General features: G+C 46.9%; 14 protein-coding genes and 2 tRNA genes. 8 read left to right on the top strand and 8 right to left on the bottom strand.

Annotation, left to right across the window (positions count from 1 at the left end):
- Nucleotides 1-707: 707 nt before the first annotated feature.
- The 8 genes from ABMY42_RS21375 to hppD form a co-directional block, all read right to left on the bottom strand.
- Nucleotides 708-784, bottom strand: a tRNA-Val gene (locus ABMY42_RS21375).
- Nucleotides 785-830: 46 nt separating this feature from the next.
- Nucleotides 831-907, bottom strand: a tRNA-Val gene (locus tag ABMY42_RS21370).
- A 179-nt stretch (nt 908-1,086) separates the two neighbouring features.
- Nucleotides 1,087-1,425 carry a hypothetical protein gene (locus tag ABMY42_RS21365; protein ID WP_009697431.1) on the bottom strand — a complete coding sequence of 113 codons (339 nt, stop codon included), beginning with the start codon at nt 1,423-1,425 and terminating at the stop codon, nt 1,087-1,089.
- 153 nt (nt 1,426-1,578) lie between these two features.
- On the bottom strand, nt 1,579-2,241 hold the full coding sequence (locus ABMY42_RS21360; protein ID WP_349266768.1) for a DUF2726 domain-containing protein: 663 nt from the start codon (nt 2,239-2,241) through the stop codon (nt 1,579-1,581).
- 196 nt (nt 2,242-2,437) lie between these two features.
- On the bottom strand, nt 2,438-3,106 hold the full coding sequence (gene maiA / locus ABMY42_RS21355; protein WP_349266767.1) for a maleylacetoacetate isomerase: 669 nt from the start codon (nt 3,104-3,106) through the stop codon (nt 2,438-2,440).
- 20 nt (nt 3,107-3,126) lie between these two features.
- A complete protein-coding gene (locus ABMY42_RS21350) occupies nt 3,127-4,164 on the bottom strand; it encodes a fumarylacetoacetate hydrolase family protein (RefSeq protein WP_349266766.1) in 1,038 nt (345 codons plus the stop codon).
- A gap of 9 nt (nt 4,165-4,173) precedes the next feature.
- A complete protein-coding gene (locus ABMY42_RS21345; RefSeq protein WP_049535922.1) occupies nt 4,174-5,304 on the bottom strand; it encodes a homogentisate 1,2-dioxygenase in 1,131 nt (376 codons plus the stop codon).
- Entirely contained in the window at nt 5,297-6,370 is a 1,074-nt protein-coding gene (hppD, locus tag ABMY42_RS21340) for a 4-hydroxyphenylpyruvate dioxygenase (RefSeq protein WP_005427851.1), read from the bottom strand. Before hppD ends, ABMY42_RS21345 begins: the two co-directional genes overlap by 8 nt.
- A 388-nt stretch (nt 6,371-6,758) precedes the next feature.
- Here hppD and ABMY42_RS21335 point away from each other — a divergent pair, with 388 nt between their 5' ends.
- The 8 genes from ABMY42_RS21335 (at nt 6,759) to ABMY42_RS21300 (ending at nt 16,769) form a co-directional block, all read left to right on the top strand.
- On the top strand, nt 6,759-7,223 hold the full coding sequence (locus ABMY42_RS21335) for a TetR family transcriptional regulator (protein WP_045490118.1): 465 nt from the start codon (nt 6,759-6,761) through the stop codon (nt 7,221-7,223).
- A gap of 693 nt (nt 7,224-7,916) precedes the next feature.
- Nucleotides 7,917-9,023, top strand: coding sequence for a M20/M25/M40 family metallo-hydrolase (locus tag ABMY42_RS21330; protein WP_005445476.1), 1,107 nt, complete (start codon nt 7,917-7,919; stop codon nt 9,021-9,023).
- Between the two features lie 317 nt (nt 9,024-9,340).
- Nucleotides 9,341-10,951, top strand: coding sequence for a peptide ABC transporter substrate-binding protein (locus ABMY42_RS21325; protein ID WP_349266765.1), 1,611 nt, complete (start codon nt 9,341-9,343; stop codon nt 10,949-10,951).
- Nucleotides 10,952-11,115: 164 nt separating this feature from the next.
- The gene (oppB, locus tag ABMY42_RS21320) at nt 11,116-12,036 is read left to right on the top strand and encodes an oligopeptide ABC transporter permease OppB (protein WP_005439957.1); all 921 of its coding nucleotides are present in this window, start codon (nt 11,116-11,118) and stop codon (nt 12,034-12,036) included.
- A 9-nt stretch (nt 12,037-12,045) separates the two neighbouring features.
- Nucleotides 12,046-12,978, top strand: a complete 933-nt coding sequence (locus ABMY42_RS21315) for an ABC transporter permease subunit (protein ID WP_005439955.1) — start codon at nt 12,046-12,048, stop codon at nt 12,976-12,978.
- Nucleotides 12,979-12,987: 9 nt separating this feature from the next.
- Nucleotides 12,988-13,971 (top strand): oligopeptide/dipeptide ABC transporter ATP-binding protein, encoded by a 984-nt coding sequence (locus ABMY42_RS21310; protein WP_069687204.1) that lies wholly within the window; start codon nt 12,988-12,990, stop codon nt 13,969-13,971.
- Nucleotides 13,972-13,980: 9 nt separating this feature from the next.
- Nucleotides 13,981-14,976, top strand: coding sequence for an oligopeptide/dipeptide ABC transporter ATP-binding protein (locus ABMY42_RS21305; RefSeq protein WP_069687205.1), 996 nt, complete (start codon nt 13,981-13,983; stop codon nt 14,974-14,976).
- Nucleotides 14,973-16,769, top strand: a complete 1,797-nt coding sequence (locus tag ABMY42_RS21300) for an aminopeptidase P family protein (protein ID WP_349266764.1) — start codon at nt 14,973-14,975, stop codon at nt 16,767-16,769. Before ABMY42_RS21305 ends, ABMY42_RS21300 begins: the two co-directional genes overlap by 4 nt.
- The last annotated feature ends 8 nt before the right edge of the window (nt 16,770-16,777 follow it).

Raw genomic sequence — 16,777 nt, 5'->3', positions numbered from 1 at the left:
GCAATCGGGTCAATGACACGCTCCCAGAGTGCCCTCTTTGCAAATAGTAAGGACCTTTGTTTGTATACTTTGTTGCCGATTCTTGATTTAGACCCACTAAGCCTTCAAATCGCCGCCGCGTCTACAAACCAAGTCATTCTCGCTGACCCAAGCATCTCGAGGTTACTTGGGTATATCATTCAAAACTACTCAAAAATGCCACACGTTGCGAATCAACATTAAAAAACTGTATCCGTTCAAACCTGAGAAATAACGGTTTACCACCCTTATAACATTGAAATAATTGATAATTTCCATATTTATTATTGAATATTCCAATTACCGCAAAATAAGCTTGAGCGATTGTGGAGGTAAACCGTTCACCTCCGCTTGACCTTTACCTTGGGTGAAGCCCTAGCCTTTCTTTATCAGGTAATGAGAAAGGGGATTTCTTATGGGCATGTGTCATCACAACGGTTCAGATGTTTCTGAAACCAAGCCAATTTGGCGAATACTACTCATCCTAAGTTCAATCGTTCTATTGCTCGTTTTGTTGTTTGGATAAAAGGCGGGATGGCATGTGAAAGTTGCGTACGTCAGGACACTCGATGAATCACGCATCTGAACATCGAATAGCGGAGAACCGTGCCTTAGAGGGAAATTTGCGCGATTTGACAAATTTCAGGTAAAGAAAAGCCCACCTAAAAAGGTGGGCGCTTCTTTAAATTTGGTGGGTCCGGGCGAACTCGAATCGCCGACCCCTACCATGTCAAGGTAGTACTCTAACCAACTGAGCTACGGACCCAAATTTTATGTTCGGCATACTTTGGTTTTAGTATGGCTTTAAGGAGTGGTGGGTCCGGGCGAACTCGAATCGCCGACCCCTACCATGTCAAGGTAGTACTCTAACCAACTGAGCTACGGACCCATTCCTTAAGAACGAGAAGGATATTAGCTATATCCCATTGGGGGTGCAAGCATAAATTCACTAACTTTGAATCGTTTGGCGAAAATCTAAACTCAACACCCGTTTTCAGATGATTTTATCGTCAAGGCTCGACCTGAACGGTGTTAAAAGTGTGATCTACTTAACTTTTGTTGTTTGACCTAATTGTCGTAAGGCACTTCACTGAGCATCCAAATTTGCAAAACTTGCGATACGTTTGGACAATCACCAAACAAAATTTGGTATTTAGGCTCAAATGGTTCACCAATAAACGTCGTACGTATCAACTTGCCCGTTTTGAGATCCACTTGAGTACTGACTCGCCCTTTGAAATTTTGAAAAATCGCAAACTGCTCACTGTGGTAAACCATCTGTTCACGATAAAACAAGAAGTGATCCTGAGGTGTATCTGTTAATTGGCATTCAAGTGGTTTGAGTGACTGCTGTGCATGGCTACTGAACGTGAGCAGTAGTGCTGAAAGAATCCATCCATATCGCATAACGCTTCCCTATTCTTCTTTCTTTATCAAAGTATAGGAGCTACCAGAATGGATGCTGCGAAGTGCTCTTCTTTGTTCAACGGTAAAACAAAAAAGGCTTCAACTAATCCAGTTGAAGCCTCTCTCTATTTCACTATCTAGGGAACAAAATGCTTATTCGTCTTCGGTATCAAACACCACATTGTAGTTTTCTGTGTAGGTACAGTTTGGTTGGCGACTACAAGTAAAGAAGCGTCGACCTTTAAACTCGCCTTGGCTCGCGGTTCTGATTATCATCGGACTGCCACACTTTTTGCAAAAGCGGATTTCTTTGTCCGGCTCAATCAGATCAATGTGTGCTGCCAATAAACGACGTAAACGCCCCACTTGGTAACTGTGTTTTACCGATGCACCAATCAAAGGAAGGTTCGCCGATTTACACACGTGAATCAGCAGTTTTTGGCGCTCGACTTTGCCTTTATGCAATTGCTGACCATTATCAAGCTCAATAATTACACGAGGTTCAAGCGTTCTAGGATCGCAGATAACGTAATCAAAGTAGCTGCGTGAAATTCGGTTACTGGCAATGAAGAACTGCTTCTTATTTTTGACTTCTTTTGGTGCGATCAGCGTCGCCATGTTTACTTTGGCAAACACCACTGCGTGATCACCAACCGCCGCTCTCAAGGCATTAAAAAACGCCCCTTCCTGCCCTTTTAATAGTGGACCTTTCGAACGGTATGGGAAGTCTCGCGTGTCATCGTTTTTGATCACGTACTTTTGAATGATAAAGAAGAAAACAACAAGAAGAACAACAATGATAAAGATGTTGGTCATAGATAAAGTGCGCCCAAAACAACTAGTTGCTCAAAGCCTAAATGGAAATTCTAACCAGAGCAACAAAACCGGTAAATTTTGCGGAGTGATAATAACAGCCGCAAAGCTTTTGAGCACGATTTACGTTAATCAAACAAGAACAAAAACGGGCTCCGTCAAGAGCCCGTTTGTTATTCGTTAAAATATAGAGAAAGTACTAACTGTTTGCGTCGGGTTGGTTTTCTGGCATGGCATCAATAAACGCAGGCAGCTGATTACATGCTTCTACAATCGAGCTAATTACCGGATAAGGAGTCATATCCACCCCAAAACGTAATGCATTGTACACTTGAGGCACTAAGCAAATATCAACAACAGAGGGAGAGTCAGTCACACTGTAGATACAGTTTCCATGTTGTTGTCGATGCTGATTTAGCTTCTCTTCAAATGCTGTAAAGCCTTGGTTAACCCAATGATGAATCCACTCAACTTTTGTCTCTTGATCACACGACAGCTGCCCTTCTAGGTACTGCAACACGCGCAAGTTATTGAGTGGGTGGACCTCCATCGCGATATCCTGAGCCATAGCCAAAGCTTGGTAACGAAGCGGCGATGGTTCTGGAACCACTCGAACTTGCGGATATTGCTCATCGAGATACTGAATGATGGCAAGAGATTGGTTGAGTTGAATACCACCATCCACCAGCACTGGCACAAGCTCAGAGGCGTTTAACTCATGATATTCCGCGCTGTGCTGCTCGCCGCCATTACGTACCAAATGAACCGATTTGGACTCGTAGTTCAGCTCTTTTAAGTTCAAACAAATGCGAACTCGATAAGCCGCCGAAGAACGCCAATAGCCATAGAGGGTGATGTTATCGCTCATACTTCCCTTGCCCCTCACTCTCAGTGTTTTAAGTATTGGCTGACTTGTTGATCAATCGCGCCAAAGATCGAGTTGCCATCTGCGTCAAACATCTCAAGTTTGATAGAGTCACCAAACGACATAAAGCTCGTTGACGGTTTGCCATCACGAATGGTTTCAATCATGCGCACTTCTGCAATGCACGAATAGCCTACGCCACCCTCCTCGATAGAGGTGCCATGCTCCGTGCCCTGCTTATTCGATACTGTGCCCGAACCAATGATTGCGCCCGCAGAAAGTGGACGGGTTTTGCTGGCATGGACAATCAAGTCAGCGAAATCAAACGTCATATCTATGCCTGCATTCGGGCAACCAAATGGGGCATTGTTGTAGGTTGAAACAAGCGGCAGATGCACTTTGTTCTCATACCATGCTTCACCCAGCTCATCTGGCGTTACTGCAATAGGAGAAAACGCTGAAGACGGTTTTGATTGGAAGAAACCAAAGCCTTTCGCCAGCTCCGCCGGAATCAAACCACGCAACGATACATCGTTAACGAGCATGATAAGACGAATTGAATCTTGTGCTTCTGCAATGCTTGCTCCCATCGGCACGTCACCGGTGATCACGGCAACTTCACCTTCGAAGTCAATGCCCCACTCGTCGCTAGCAAATTCGATGTTGTCGCAAGGACCAATAAATGCGTCAGAACCACCTTGATACATCAAAGGATCGGTCCAGAAGCTTTCTGGCATTTCCGCACCACGCGCTTTACGCACTAGTTCGACGTGATTGACGTAAGCACTGCCATCCGCCCATTGATAGGCGCGAGGCAATGGTGATGCTAGATAGTGGGATTCAAACTCTTCACTTCCTGAAACCGAACCATTGTTTAGCGCGTTATAAAGCTCTTCCAGTTGTGGAGCGACTTTATCCCAGTTATCCAATGCCACTTGCATGGTTGGCGCGAGATGCATCGCATGGAAAATTTCAGTTGCCGGAACACATTGTGCCAGGTCTTTGCTCACGACCATCAACAGACCATCGCGAGTGCCATTTTTCTTGGTTGCTAATTTCATCCTTGCCCCTTACTTCTCTTGCCAGCTATAGACGTATTCTTTGTTTTCAACCTTATCGAGCTCGTCAGAAAACTCGAGCGCATGGCGTGTATCAATCATCACTGCCACTTCATCGGTAAACTTCTTCTTATATTCCTGACCCGCTTTGAACGCTTTAGGGTGCGGACCGTGGGTAAAACCTGCTGGATGGAAAGTCACCATGCCAGCTTCGATGTTGTCACGGCTGAAGAAATCCCCTGCGTGGTAGAACAAGACTTCGTCATAATCGTCATTGTTATGATAGAACGGCACCTTCAGTGCGCCTGGGTCACTCTCGATTGGACGTGGCACAAACGTACACACCACGAATCCAGCACCAACAAATGTAGTGTGGGCAGAAGGTGGTAAGTGATAACGGTGCGACATCAAAGGTCGAATATCACGCCAGTTCACTTTCACGACAGCCAAGTCACCGTGCCAACCAATCGCATCAAGCGGGTTGAATGGGTAAGTAATCACACTGACTTTGTCATGGCGCTTCACATGAACTTGGGTTTGCTCTTCTGAGTATTGCGCACGGAATTCGTCATTAATTGACGGCGTTTGCAGAACCGCTGGGTCAAATACAGCATGATTACCCACCATGCCTTTTTCTGGCAAAGAATAAGCGGCATCGGTGTTTTCAATCATCAGAACAAACATTGGCTCACTTGGTTCTAATCGCCAACTGGTTGAGCGTGGAATCATTACGTAATCACCTTCGCTCACTTTGAGGTGACCATAGTCGCAATAAAGATCTGCCGTGCCGTGATGGATGAACAACAGCTCATCGCCATCGGCGTTACGCACCAAGAAGTCCATCTTCTCATCCATACGCCATACACGGATCTTACAGTTGGCGTTGTGTAGAAGATGCGGCACTGCCCAAGGCGAAATCTGACTCGCCGTTTCGACTAGGTTGAAATCGAAAGCTCGCGGGCGTAAATCGCCTTCCCACTCAGACCAACCTGTCGGTGCGTGTTGATGATGAAAGTGTGCCGCAGGACCGAAGAATCCACTTCGACCTGCTTCACGTTCGTAAATTGCCTCTTCCGGGAAATCAGCATGTGCTTGCTTGGAGCACACTCCCTCCCGATGAGGGAATGTGATCCATTTATGCATCGCTTAGTACTCCTCGGCGGATTTGGTCTTCTTCAATCGATTCAAACAAGGCTTTAAAGTTACCCTCACCAAAGCCTTCGTTGCCTTTACGTTGAATGATTTCGAAGAACACCGGGCCAATAACGGTCTGGGTGAAGATTTGCAGCAAGATGCCGTCTTTGGTTGGCGCGCCATCGATAAGGACTTGCAGATCGCGCAGTTTGCTGACGTCTTCCCCGTGTCCTTTTACGCGCTCGTCGACTTTCTCGTAGTACGTATCTGGTGTCGGCATAAAGTCCATGCCGCGATCACGCAGTGTTTGAACGGTTTGGTAGATGTCATCGGTGGTCATCGCGATGTGCTGAATACCTTCACCGTTGTATTCACGGATGAACTCTTCAATCTGGGATTTGTCGTCAGAAGACTCATTGATTGGAATGCGGATCTTCCCACACGGCGCGGTCATTGCGCGGCTAACAAGCCCTGTCAGCTTACCTTCAATGTCAAAATAACGAATCTCGCGGAAGTTACCAATGCGCTCATAGAATCCTGACCACACGTCCATGTTGCCTTGCTTCACGTTATGAGTCAGATGGTCGATTTCGTACATACCAACGTCTGCTTTCGCTAGGCGCTCTTCTGCATCGTCATAGAAACGGAAGTCGACATCGTAAATGCTCTGTTTGCCGTAACGATCCACGAAGTACAGAAGACTCTCACCGATACCGTAAATTGCCGGAATGCTCAGCTCCATCGGACCGATTTCTGTTTTGTACTCTTCACCGCCGTTATCCAGCGCTTGCTTAAGTGCTACGTTCGCGTCTTTCACACGAAATGCCATGCCACAAACGGAAGGACCGTGAACTTTAGCAAAGCCTTCTGCCTGACTGTGCGGCTGGGCGTTAACGATAAAGCTGATGTCACCTTGTCGGTACAGCCAAGCCTCTTTAGAACGGTGTTTTGCGATCTCTGCAAAACCCAACGAAACAAACAGCGCTTTCAGTTGTTCAATACCTTCGCTATCCGCCGCTGTGTATTCCACAAATTCGAATCCATCCGTGCCTAATGGGTTGTAGGTGTCCACCATGACTTTCTCCTTATGTCATTGTTGTGTTTGAACATGCGTTCTCGTTCGATATTTCTAACTTGGCGCAGGAGGAGAAAAATTGGAATACACGAATGGAAATCTGACTTTACGCAGTTTTAGCTATTGATCGTAAAATTTATGTTACAGAAAATTTAAACATCGCAAACGTTTACGGTAACCATAAGGAAAGCATGTTATATCAATGCATTATCATATCTCTCATCAATTTACACACCCCATCCAAATGTAAATAGTTTGTTACCATGGCTAAATTTATGGGCAGTAACGCGCATTTATCATGCAAACAACGTCAATATTAGTTTGTTTATATGGAATGGCAGACGATAAGTGTTAGTATGATTTTTTAATCACAATACTGGCAATAGTTATGGCACGCCGAACACACGAAGATACCCAGATCACCATCAACACCATTCTCGATGTGGCAACAGAGCAGTTGATCACGCTTGGTTACGAGAAAATGTCTTACACAACGTTGAGTGAACAAACAGGTATATCGAGGACGGGGATAAGCCACCACTTTGCAAAGAAAGCCGACATCCCGCGCGCCTTGCAAGGTAGACTACTTAAGATGATGATGGATAAACTCGACCTCTCTAACAACGAAGTCGCTTTTATCCAAAGTTGGAAAATTCGCTTAGAAGACGCCGAGTTCATGGCGATTTGGCGTTTGGCATTCTTGATGACAGTTTGTGAACATCACACACCTTATCTCTGTGACTTCCAAAGTCAGGTAGAAGCGGTTACCTCTTTTAAGCTAAGCAAAGACAGTCAACGCACTATTGAATGGCTGATCGGATTAACCCTATTGACTCTTCACAGTGACAAATAGAAAAGAACCATCAAAAAAGCTGAGCACCCTGCCCGGCTTTCTTGTTTTTGTTTTTTTAGTTATCAAGAATAATCCGTTAATAGAATTCTAATTAAAGCGACCGAACCCTTTGCAGAGTTCGGTCTATCCAGAAAGGCAGTGCGAGAGGACATGAATAAACAGAGACTGTATTAATCCACATTTGTGATATTGCTTCAATAAATAGACGGTAAATTACAATCCACCCTACAGATATATTGGTAACTTTTCATCAGTTACAAAAATAGCTCGACTCTGTACATAAATGCAGCGTTAATTCTGTTAAATCATAGACTTTCCATCTCTCATTAAATTCGTCAAAAGCTCATACTATACCCAAGTAACCTCGAGATGCTTGGTTCAGCGAGAATGACTTGGTTTGTAGACGCGGCGGCGATTTGAAGGCTTAGTGGGTCTAAACATTGATTGACTAAGTAAACTCGCTTTTAACTCGCTTTTAACTCGCTTTCGCATATTTCTACATTCATTGTGTACTTTCGTGACCGCCGCATCAGATCCGGTAATTCACAGGTCAGAATAATGTCAGGCAGAGGTGTTTTTTGATTCAAGACAGTTTTCACATGGATTAGCTGTGTAATAAGAGGTGTTCTGTTCCCTTTCGGGCTCGCACTCTATACCGCTGCGGTCTCGACCAAGAAAGAAAGAGACATCCAAATGACACAAATTAATCAAGAACGTCTAGTTGAACATTTCTGCCAACTGGTTCGCATCGACAGCGAATCTATGAATGAAAAACAAATTGCAGAAACTCTGGCTGAGCAACTGGGCGAACTAGGCTTTACGGTTCACAAACTACCAGTACCAGAACACATTTCTAACGGCTTTAACGTCTACGCACGTCTAGAAGGTAAGAAAGAAGGCTCTATCCTAATGAGCTGCCACATGGATACAGTAACGCCTGGTATCGGCATTGAGCCAATCATCGAAGATGGCATCATTCGCTCTAAAGGCAATACGATCCTTGGTGGTGACGACAAATCAGGCATCGCAGCAATCATGGAAGCGGTTCGCTGCATCCAAGCTGAAAACCTAGAACACAAAACGTTAGAGCTTGCTTTCACTGTGCATGAAGAAGGCGGTCTGTTCGGCTCTGAGTACTTCGACATGACGCACGTAACGTCTAACGAAGCGATCGTACTGGATACAGGCGGTCCTATCGGCACTATCGTGACAGCCGCACCTGGTCAGCAAAAAATCGTTGCGACAATCAAAGGCCGCCCTGCACACGCGGGTCTAGCACCTGAAGAAGGCATCAGCGCAATCATGGTAGCGGCAGATGCAATCAACCAGATGAAGCTGCTTCGTATCGACGAAGAAACCACAGCAAACATCGGTATGGTAAACGGCGGTCAAGCGACAAACATCGTGATGCCAGAACTGAAGATCGTTGCTGAAGCTCGCTCTCTAAACGGTGAGAAGCTAGAAGCACAAGTTAACCACATGATCTCTACCTTCGAGTCAGTATGTGAAAAACACGGCGCAGAAGTTGAAATCGAATCAAGCCGCGCGTACGACGCTTTTGTTATCGAAGAAGACAACGCTCACGTGTCAGCAATCAAAGCGGCATTTGCTGACATGGGCATCGATGCATTCACAAAAGGCACTGGTGGCGGTAGCGACGCAAACAACTTCAACAAGAAAGGTCTAACAACAGTAAACCTTTCTACTGGTATGGCGAAAGTACACACCACTGAAGAATTCATTGCCGTTGACGACATGGTGAAAATCACGGAATTCGTTAAGCACTTCCTAGTGAAATAACCTTGAGAATAAAGCGCAATTTGCGCTGAATTTGAAATGCTAACACTGATCCCCTTCCTGCTTCGTGCATGAAGGGGATTTTTCGTTTCTATCCGCTTTACTCTCTTCATTCTCTCTTTACCCTGCCTTCTTAGCAGATAATCTGACTGTGCCAAGTCGGCACAAATTCATGGATTGAAATTCTACTGGCTCACTTTTTGAGACCAAAAAGCTCAGCTTCTAACACCCTGTTACAGGTATGTTAAAACTCGATTGTCTGAACAATTTATACAATATACATTCAACTCACCTTCAAGGATGAATCGAGTGAGGAAAGGATGAAACTACCTAAGCTACTTTTGTTGGCATCTGTGATGAGCCCAATCTTTGCGGCTTCGACTTATGCTGTGCCGTACCCATCGGGCGTGACACTCGCCGAAGCACAAGAGATCACGCTTAATAACGGTGCAGAAGTGACGTCTATCGATCCGGCTAAACAAGCAGCTGAGCCCGCATTTAACCTTGGTCGAGACTTGTTCGAAGGGTTAACGATTCAAGACAAACAAGGAAAAACCATTCCCGGCGTTGCGAAATCTTGGTCGGTGAACGACAACAATACGGTCTACACCTTCAAGCTTCGTGATGCGAAATGGTCGAATGGTGACAATGTCACTGCACAAGACTTTGTCTACAGTTGGCAGCGTCTACTCGACCCCAATACTGCTTCACCTTACGCTTGGTTTGCCGCGATTCCAAACATCCAAAACTCACAAGCCATTATGAAAGGCGAAGCAACACCGCAAACACTTGGCGTAAAAGCACTGGACGACAAAACCTTCCAAGTGACGCTTGAAAAGCCAATTCCATTTTTTATCAAGCTGCTTAGCCATCCGGTTCTTGCTCCAGTGCATAAAGCCACGGTTGAAAAGTACGGCAGCAACTGGACGCAACCAAAACACATTGTTACTAATGGCGCGTTTACGGTTTCTGAATGGAAGGTAAACGAAAAAATGGTGATGGTGAAAAATCCATATTATTGGGACGCAAGCAACGTCGTGTTGGATAAAATCACGTGGCTGCCGATTGGTGATGCCAATGTTGTGCTTAATCGCTATTTAGCGGGGGAAATAGACCAAGTGATGTCGATTCCTTCTGCACAAAAGAAAAAGCTGATCACCAAGCTGCCACAAGAAGTCGCAGACACCAGTGCGTCACTTGGCTCGACGTTTTATTACCTCAACACCCAGCAGGGTCCAACTAAAGACCTGCGTGTTCGACAAGCCCTATCCTATGCCATTGATCGCAAGATCTTAACCGATGCGATTTTAAGAAACGGAGGTATCCCAATGTTTACCTTGGTGCCGCCACAAACCGATGGCTTTCAATCACACATCCCAGAATACGCGACATGGACAACGAATCAGCGTATCGACAAAGCCAAACGCTTATTGGCGCAGGCTGGTTATAACAAAGCGAACCCACTCAAACTCACTTTCACTGTTCCTACCTTCTCCAAAGACGTGAAAATGGCAACAGCAATGGCAGGCATGTGGAAAAGCCGCTTAGGCGCCCAAATCACCATTAAACAACTCGAGCCTAAAGTGTTCTACGCATTAAAAGAGCCAACTGAAATCACTCGTGGCGGCTGGACCGCAGACTACAACGAAGCTTCAACATGGCTCGATATCTTCGTCTCCAATGGCGAGTACAACGATTCACGCTACAACAACCCCAAATATGATGAGTTGATGTCGCGTTCTAAAACCATGAATGATCCATCAAAGCTGTATCTAGAAGCAGAAAGCATGCTGATTGAAGATATGGCGATTATCCCGGTTTACCGTCCAGGCAACGATCAATATTTGATCAAGCCTTATGTTGGTGGCTACGAGCGTACTAACCCCGAGTCCTCGTACTACCGCAAGAATGTCTATGTGAAAGTCCACTAATGGCATGCTTTCGGCCTGAGTCGGCTCGGTAACACGCACTGACATTGCGAGTACATGGCATATCGTGTCGAACTTCTCTTCTCTCGGTGATGAGCTCAGGCCAATTTTTTTCTCTTTCTCGACGTGACGACATGTGACGTCGAATGACCAAAGGATGATGGATCATGATTTGGTACATTCTCAGACGATTAGCCATCGCGATTCCGACGTTGTTGTTTATCGCTTTGGTCTCTTTTTGGTTGATGCATATCGCACCCGGTGGACCGTTTGACATGGAGCGTCCTATGCCGGAAGTGGTTCGCGCTAACATCGAAGCCAAATTTCACCTCGACGAACCATTTTTGGTTCAGTTCTGGATTTATATTACCAACTTCGCTCAAGGCGATTTAGGACCAAGCTTTGTCTATCAAGACTTTACGGTGACTCAGTTGGTCGCTCAATCTTGGCCTGTCTCTGCCCTACTTGGCGTTCTGTCTTTTTGTATCTCAGTGCCACTTGGCATGCTGCTCGGCACCATTGCTGCGTTAAAGCGCAATAGTCGCTTAGATTACGGATTGATGACCCTTTCCATGACGGGTGTTGTTGTGCCTGCTTTCGTCCTCGCGCCAGTATTGGTGACAATATTTGCGATTCATTTAGGTTGGCTGCCTGCCGGTGGTTGGGAAGGAGGACAACTCGCTTTTCTCGTACTACCAGTGCTAAGCCTTGCGATTGGCTCTATCGCCAGTATTGCTCGTGTTATGCGGGGCGCCATGATTGAAACACTGAATCAACCTTATATTCGTACTGCAAAAGCCAAAGGGTTATCGACCGCATACATCTTGTTCCACCATGCACTGCGACCGTCATTGATCCCCGTCGTCGCCATGCTGGGTCCAGCTTTTGTCTCGGTTGTCACAGGTTCGGTCATCATCGATATCTTTTTTGGTACTGGCGGTATGGGACAACACTTTGTCTCCGGCGCACTGAATCGCGATTACGGCTTAGTCATGGGTATTACTCTCATCGTTGCTTCACTGACGATCTTTTTCAACCTTGTGGTCGACTTGCTCTACACCGTTATCGACCCGCGTATCCGAGTTTAGGAGCCGAGCATGTTATCGATTAAAAAGCTGGATACTCAATCCTTACAAGACCGAGTTGTTGATAATATCGAAGCCGTAGAAGGCCGCAGTCTGTGGCAAGACGCGTGGACTCGCTTTCGCCGAAATCGCGCGGCAATGACCTCCGTTTACGTGCTGGCGTTCATCATCTTGTGTATCACCTTTGGTCCTTCACTTGCTGCCTTTGGACATGATGAGATTGATTGGAACATCCTTGCTGACCCGTACGAGTTGGGGAAACCCTCTTTGAGCAGCGGGCACTATTTTGGTACCGACGACCTAGGACAAGACCTGTTTGCCCGCACGATGCAAGGTGGTCGCCTGTCGATTTTGGTTGGCTTTGTTGGTGCCTTGGTTGCCGTTGTGATTGGCACCATTTGGGGCAGTATTTCCGGCTATCTAGGTGGCGTGGTAGACAGCGTAATGATGCGTATCATCGAAGTGCTCGACTCAGTGCCATTTATGTTCATGGTCATCCTGTTCGTAACCTTATTTGGCAACAACATCTATCTGATCTTTATCGTGATTGGCATGGTCTCATGGCTGGGTATTGCCCGAGTGGTAAGGGGCGTTACCTTCGGTATCAAAAAGCGCGAATTTATTGAAGCAGCACATTCCATCGGCGTATCTAAATTCACCATTGTGCGTCGTCATGTGCTGCCAAACGTGCTTGGGATCGTGATGGTCTATTCGTCCTTAATGGTGCCCGGCTTCATCATGTTTGAATCCTTCTTGAGTTTCTTAGGCTTAGGAGTTCAACCGCCAGACACCAGTTGGGGAATCTTGATTTCAGAAGGCGCAAAAACCATCGACGTGGCATTGTGGATGCTACTTTTCCCATCGCTGTTTTTGGTCGCAACCCTGTTTTGTTTTAACTTCATCGGCGATGGCTTACGCGACGCCCTTGACCCGAAAGATCGATAAGGACTTCCCATGCTATCAATTGAAAACATGAACGTGCGCTTCGATACGCCAGACGGACAAGTGCAGGCGGTCAGCAACCTCTCTTACGCGATTCAAGCGGGAGAAACGCTAGGTATCGTTGGCGAGTCCGGCTCGGGCAAAAGCCAATCGGTGTTTGCGCTAATGGGGCTAACGGCTGATAACGGGAACGTCTCGGGCGAAGCACGTTTTCATGGCGAGAACTTACTCGCGATGTCGAAGAAGCAGCTCAACCGCATTCGCGCAGAGAAAATCGGCATGATCTTTCAAGATCCGATGACGTCTCTTAACCCGTTTATGAAGATTGGCAAACAACTCAGTGAAGTGCTGATGGTGCACAAAGGCATGAGCCGAAAACAAGCCATTGCAGAATCCATTCAGATGCTAGATGCAGTACGGATTCCTTCTCCGGAAACGCGCATGAACCAATATCCACACGAGCTTTCTGGTGGCATGCGCCAACGTGTGATGATTGCCATGGCGTTGCTGTGTAAACCGGAACTGCTTATTGCCGATGAGCCCACAACCGCACTCGACGTGACAGTACAAGCTCAAATCCTGACGCTATTGCGTGAGTTACAACAAGAGTTCAACACCGCCATCTTGCTCATCACTCACGATATGGGCGTGGTCGCTGAAATGTGTGACCGAGTTTTAGTCATGTACGGCGGACAGAAAATGGAACAAGCCGATACGGACACCTTGTTCGCCCAGCCAGCTCACCCGTATACCCAAGGGCTTCTAAAGGCGATCCCATCGATTACAGAAGATATGCCTCGTTTGCCAACCATTGCCGGTAACCCGCCGAGCGCTCTGATCAATCACAAAGGCTGCCCGTTTAGAGATCGCTGTGACTATCGTGAGCCACGCTGCCAAACACAGACGCCTCGGTTTGTGCCCCTTAACGGACGCCAATCCATCGCCTGTCATGTCAAAGCGCAAGGCAGTATTTCTCTTATTCATCAATCGGCTTAAGGAAACGTTATGACCCAGCAAGAAATGTTATTGTCTGCCCGCGACCTGAAAGTCCACTTTCCAGTATCGCGCCATATCATTCCTAGTCGAAGAAAGATCGTCAAGGCGGTGAATGGCATTGACTTAGATGTGTACCGAGGTGAAACCCTTGGCATTGTCGGCGAATCCGGCTGTGGTAAGTCCACATTGGCGCGCGCCCTACTTCGGTTGGTTGAACCGACACATGGCACCCTGACGTGGAAAGGTGAAGATATGCGTGGCTTTGGCAAAAACGCACTCGCCCTTCGTCGTCGCGAGTTCCAGATGATATTTCAAGACCCATCAGCCAGTTTAAATCCGCGTTTAACCATTTCAGAATGCATTGCCGAACCACTACTAACACACGAACCAAGGCTTAAACGTGCCGAAGTTGAAAAACGAGTCATCGCCATGATGGACAAAGTAGGACTGCTCGCAAGCCAGCGTAACCGCTATCCGCATGAGTTTTCTGGTGGGCAGTGTCAACGTGTCGGCATCGCACGTGCGTTGATTCTTAATCCAGACTTGGTGGTGTGTGATGAACCCGTGAGCGCACTTGATGTGTCCATTCAGGCGCAAGTGATCAATCTACTCGATGACCTCAAACAAGAGATGGGACTGACACTGGTAATGATTGCTCACGACCTCAGCGTGGTACGTCATATTAGTGATCGCGTAATGGTGATGTATCTGGGTAAGCCGATGGAAGTCGGACGTTACGACCAAGTATTTGATGATGCGCAGCACCCTTATACCAAAGCGCTGCTTTCTGCTGTGCCAATCGCCAATCCTCAATTAGCACGCAACCGCGAGATCCAATTGCTGCCCGGCGATCTCCCTTCCCCGCTCAGCCCTCCGAGCGGTTGCGTTTTTCGAACCCGATGTCCAGAAGCAACCCAACTCTGCGGGCAGCAAAGCCCTGCAAAAATCGGCTCTGAGCAACATCATATCTATTGTTCAAACATGATTTCAGGAAGTCTTTCATGAATACAACAAACTCGGTAAATCAACGCCTTTCATCGCTGCGAGATGCGATGGCAACTTATAACGTTGCAGCCTACATCGTAACAAACAACGATCCTCACAATAGTGAATACTCTGCGGATCATTGGGCTGGTCGAACATGGATTTCTGGTTTTACCGGCTCGGCAGGCAACGTTGTTATCACTACTCAAGGCGGTGGATTATGGACCGACGGTCGTTACTACATTCAAGCTGAAGAACAGCTTCATGGTACTGGACTCAACCTATTTAAAGCGCGTCAACCAGAGACGCCAAGTATTCCTAAATGGTTAGCCAGCACGTTAGAAGCCGGCAATACCATCGCGGTAGATGGACGCTCTATCAGCTATGCATTTTACCAAGAACTCAAACAAGCGCTTGAGCCTAAAAACATTCAGATTATCCTCGACCTCGACTTACTGACACCAATCTGGCATGACCGTCCTAGCAGACCAACTGAAAAGATCTTTGAGCACCCTGTCGCCTTTGCCGGCATAGACACTAGGCAAAAGCTGGCAGACCTTCGTTCTTGGCTTGGCGACAACCACGTTGACAGTTTATTGGTGTCCACGTTAGACGATGTAATGTGGACGCTAAACATTCGCGGTGCAGATACTCCTTACTGCCCGGTATCTGAAGCGTATCTTGTTGTGGAACAATCGCGCGCTACCGCATTTATCGACAAAGCGAAGTTACCAGCTGAGATAGAAAAACAACTCAACGAGCAAGGTGTCAGCGTTCGTCATTACGACTACGTGAGCCAATATTTGAATCAGCAATGTGAAGGGCTTTCTCTCGCGTTTAACCCAAGCTACACCGACAGTTTATTGGTCAGTGCAATTGAGCAAAACGTTTCACTAAAGCCAATGGCTTGCCCGGTCACCGACATGAAAGCCAGCAAAAACCCGACCGAGCTAGCCAATCTCGAGCAGTCATTGAAGGACGATGGTGTGGCAGTAGTGCGGTTCATGAGTTGGCTAGAAGACCAAGTCCCAAGTGGGCTTGTTACTGAATTGTCTGCTGAGGCGCAGTTAAAAAGTTATCGCCGTCAAACTCGCCATTATGTGAGCGACAGTTTTCGCACCATCGCAGGCTTTGCTGCCCATGGTGCCAAAATGCACTACGCCGCCGATGAAGAAAGCAATGCCGTCGTTAACGAGAACAACTTCTTTCTTGTCGACTCTGGCGGTCAATACCTTGGCGGCACTACGGACATCACCCGTACTTTCCATTTCGGGTCACCGACCATTAAACAGCGCAAAGACTACACCTTAGTGCTCAAAGCGGTCATCCGACTGACTCAGACTCGATTTATGAAAGGCTCTACGGGTGCCTATCTCGACATCATGGCTCGTGGTGTGTTGTGGCAGCATGGTATCGACTATAAATGCGGCACGGGACATGGCGTTGGCATTTGCTTAAATGTTCATGAGGGTCCACAAAACTTTTCGCAAAGCCATCGCGAAGTGGAACTGAAACCAGGCATGGTGATCACCAACGAGCCGGGGGTGTATCGCGAAGGTGAATACGGCGTTCGTATCGAGAACATCATGAAAGTCGTGGAAGTCGAGCAGAATGAATTTGGCACATTTTACGGTTTTGAGACCATTACTCTCGCCCCGATTGCCACCAGCATGCTCGATGTCACCTTACTTAGCCAAGACGAGGTGGATTGGTTAAATCACTATCACACGCAGGTTTATAAAGCGCTCAGCCCATCATTAGATGCCCATGACAAAACTTGGTTACAAGGTGCAACCCAGATGGTTGAAAAATAGCGCTTTAT

Source organism: Vibrio sp. SSH13-20, from assembly GCF_040104475.1.
GTDB lineage: Bacteria > Pseudomonadota > Gammaproteobacteria > Enterobacterales > Vibrionaceae > Vibrio > Vibrio harveyi.
The sequence above is the reverse complement of the archived record's forward strand: the minus strand, read 5'-3'. Positions and strand labels throughout refer to the sequence as shown.

Excerpts from the sequence above, each read along its gene's own strand:
- ABMY42_RS21315 (WP_005439955.1), top strand. The coding sequence starts at position 12,046 with ATGTTATCGATTAAAAAGCTGGATACTCAATCCTTACAAGACCGAGTT.
- ABMY42_RS21310 (WP_069687204.1), top strand. The coding sequence starts at position 12,988 with ATGCTATCAATTGAAAACATGAACGTGCGCTTCGATACGCCAGACGGA.
- ABMY42_RS21335 (WP_045490118.1), top strand. The coding sequence starts at position 6,759 with ATGGCACGCCGAACACACGAAGATACCCAGATCACCATCAACACCATT.
- oppB (WP_005439957.1), top strand. The coding sequence starts at position 11,116 with ATGATTTGGTACATTCTCAGACGATTAGCCATCGCGATTCCGACGTTG.
- ABMY42_RS21345 (WP_049535922.1), bottom strand. The coding sequence starts at position 5,304 with ATGCATAAATGGATCACATTCCCTCATCGGGAGGGAGTGTGCTCCAAG.
- ABMY42_RS21325 (WP_349266765.1), top strand. The coding sequence starts at position 9,341 with ATGAAACTACCTAAGCTACTTTTGTTGGCATCTGTGATGAGCCCAATC.
- ABMY42_RS21360 (WP_349266768.1), bottom strand. The coding sequence starts at position 2,241 with ATGACCAACATCTTTATCATTGTTGTTCTTCTTGTTGTTTTCTTCTTT.
- ABMY42_RS21300 (WP_349266764.1), top strand. The coding sequence starts at position 14,973 with ATGAATACAACAAACTCGGTAAATCAACGCCTTTCATCGCTGCGAGAT.
- ABMY42_RS21350 (WP_349266766.1), bottom strand. The coding sequence starts at position 4,164 with ATGAAATTAGCAACCAAGAAAAATGGCACTCGCGATGGTCTGTTGATG.
- ABMY42_RS21330 (WP_005445476.1), top strand. The coding sequence starts at position 7,917 with ATGACACAAATTAATCAAGAACGTCTAGTTGAACATTTCTGCCAACTG.
- maiA (WP_349266767.1), bottom strand. The coding sequence starts at position 3,106 with ATGAGCGATAACATCACCCTCTATGGCTATTGGCGTTCTTCGGCGGCT.
- ABMY42_RS21365 (WP_009697431.1), bottom strand. The coding sequence starts at position 1,425 with ATGCGATATGGATGGATTCTTTCAGCACTACTGCTCACGTTCAGTAGC.
- hppD (WP_005427851.1), bottom strand. The coding sequence starts at position 6,370 with ATGGTGGACACCTACAACCCATTAGGCACGGATGGATTCGAATTTGTG.
- ABMY42_RS21305 (WP_069687205.1), top strand. The coding sequence starts at position 13,981 with ATGACCCAGCAAGAAATGTTATTGTCTGCCCGCGACCTGAAAGTCCAC.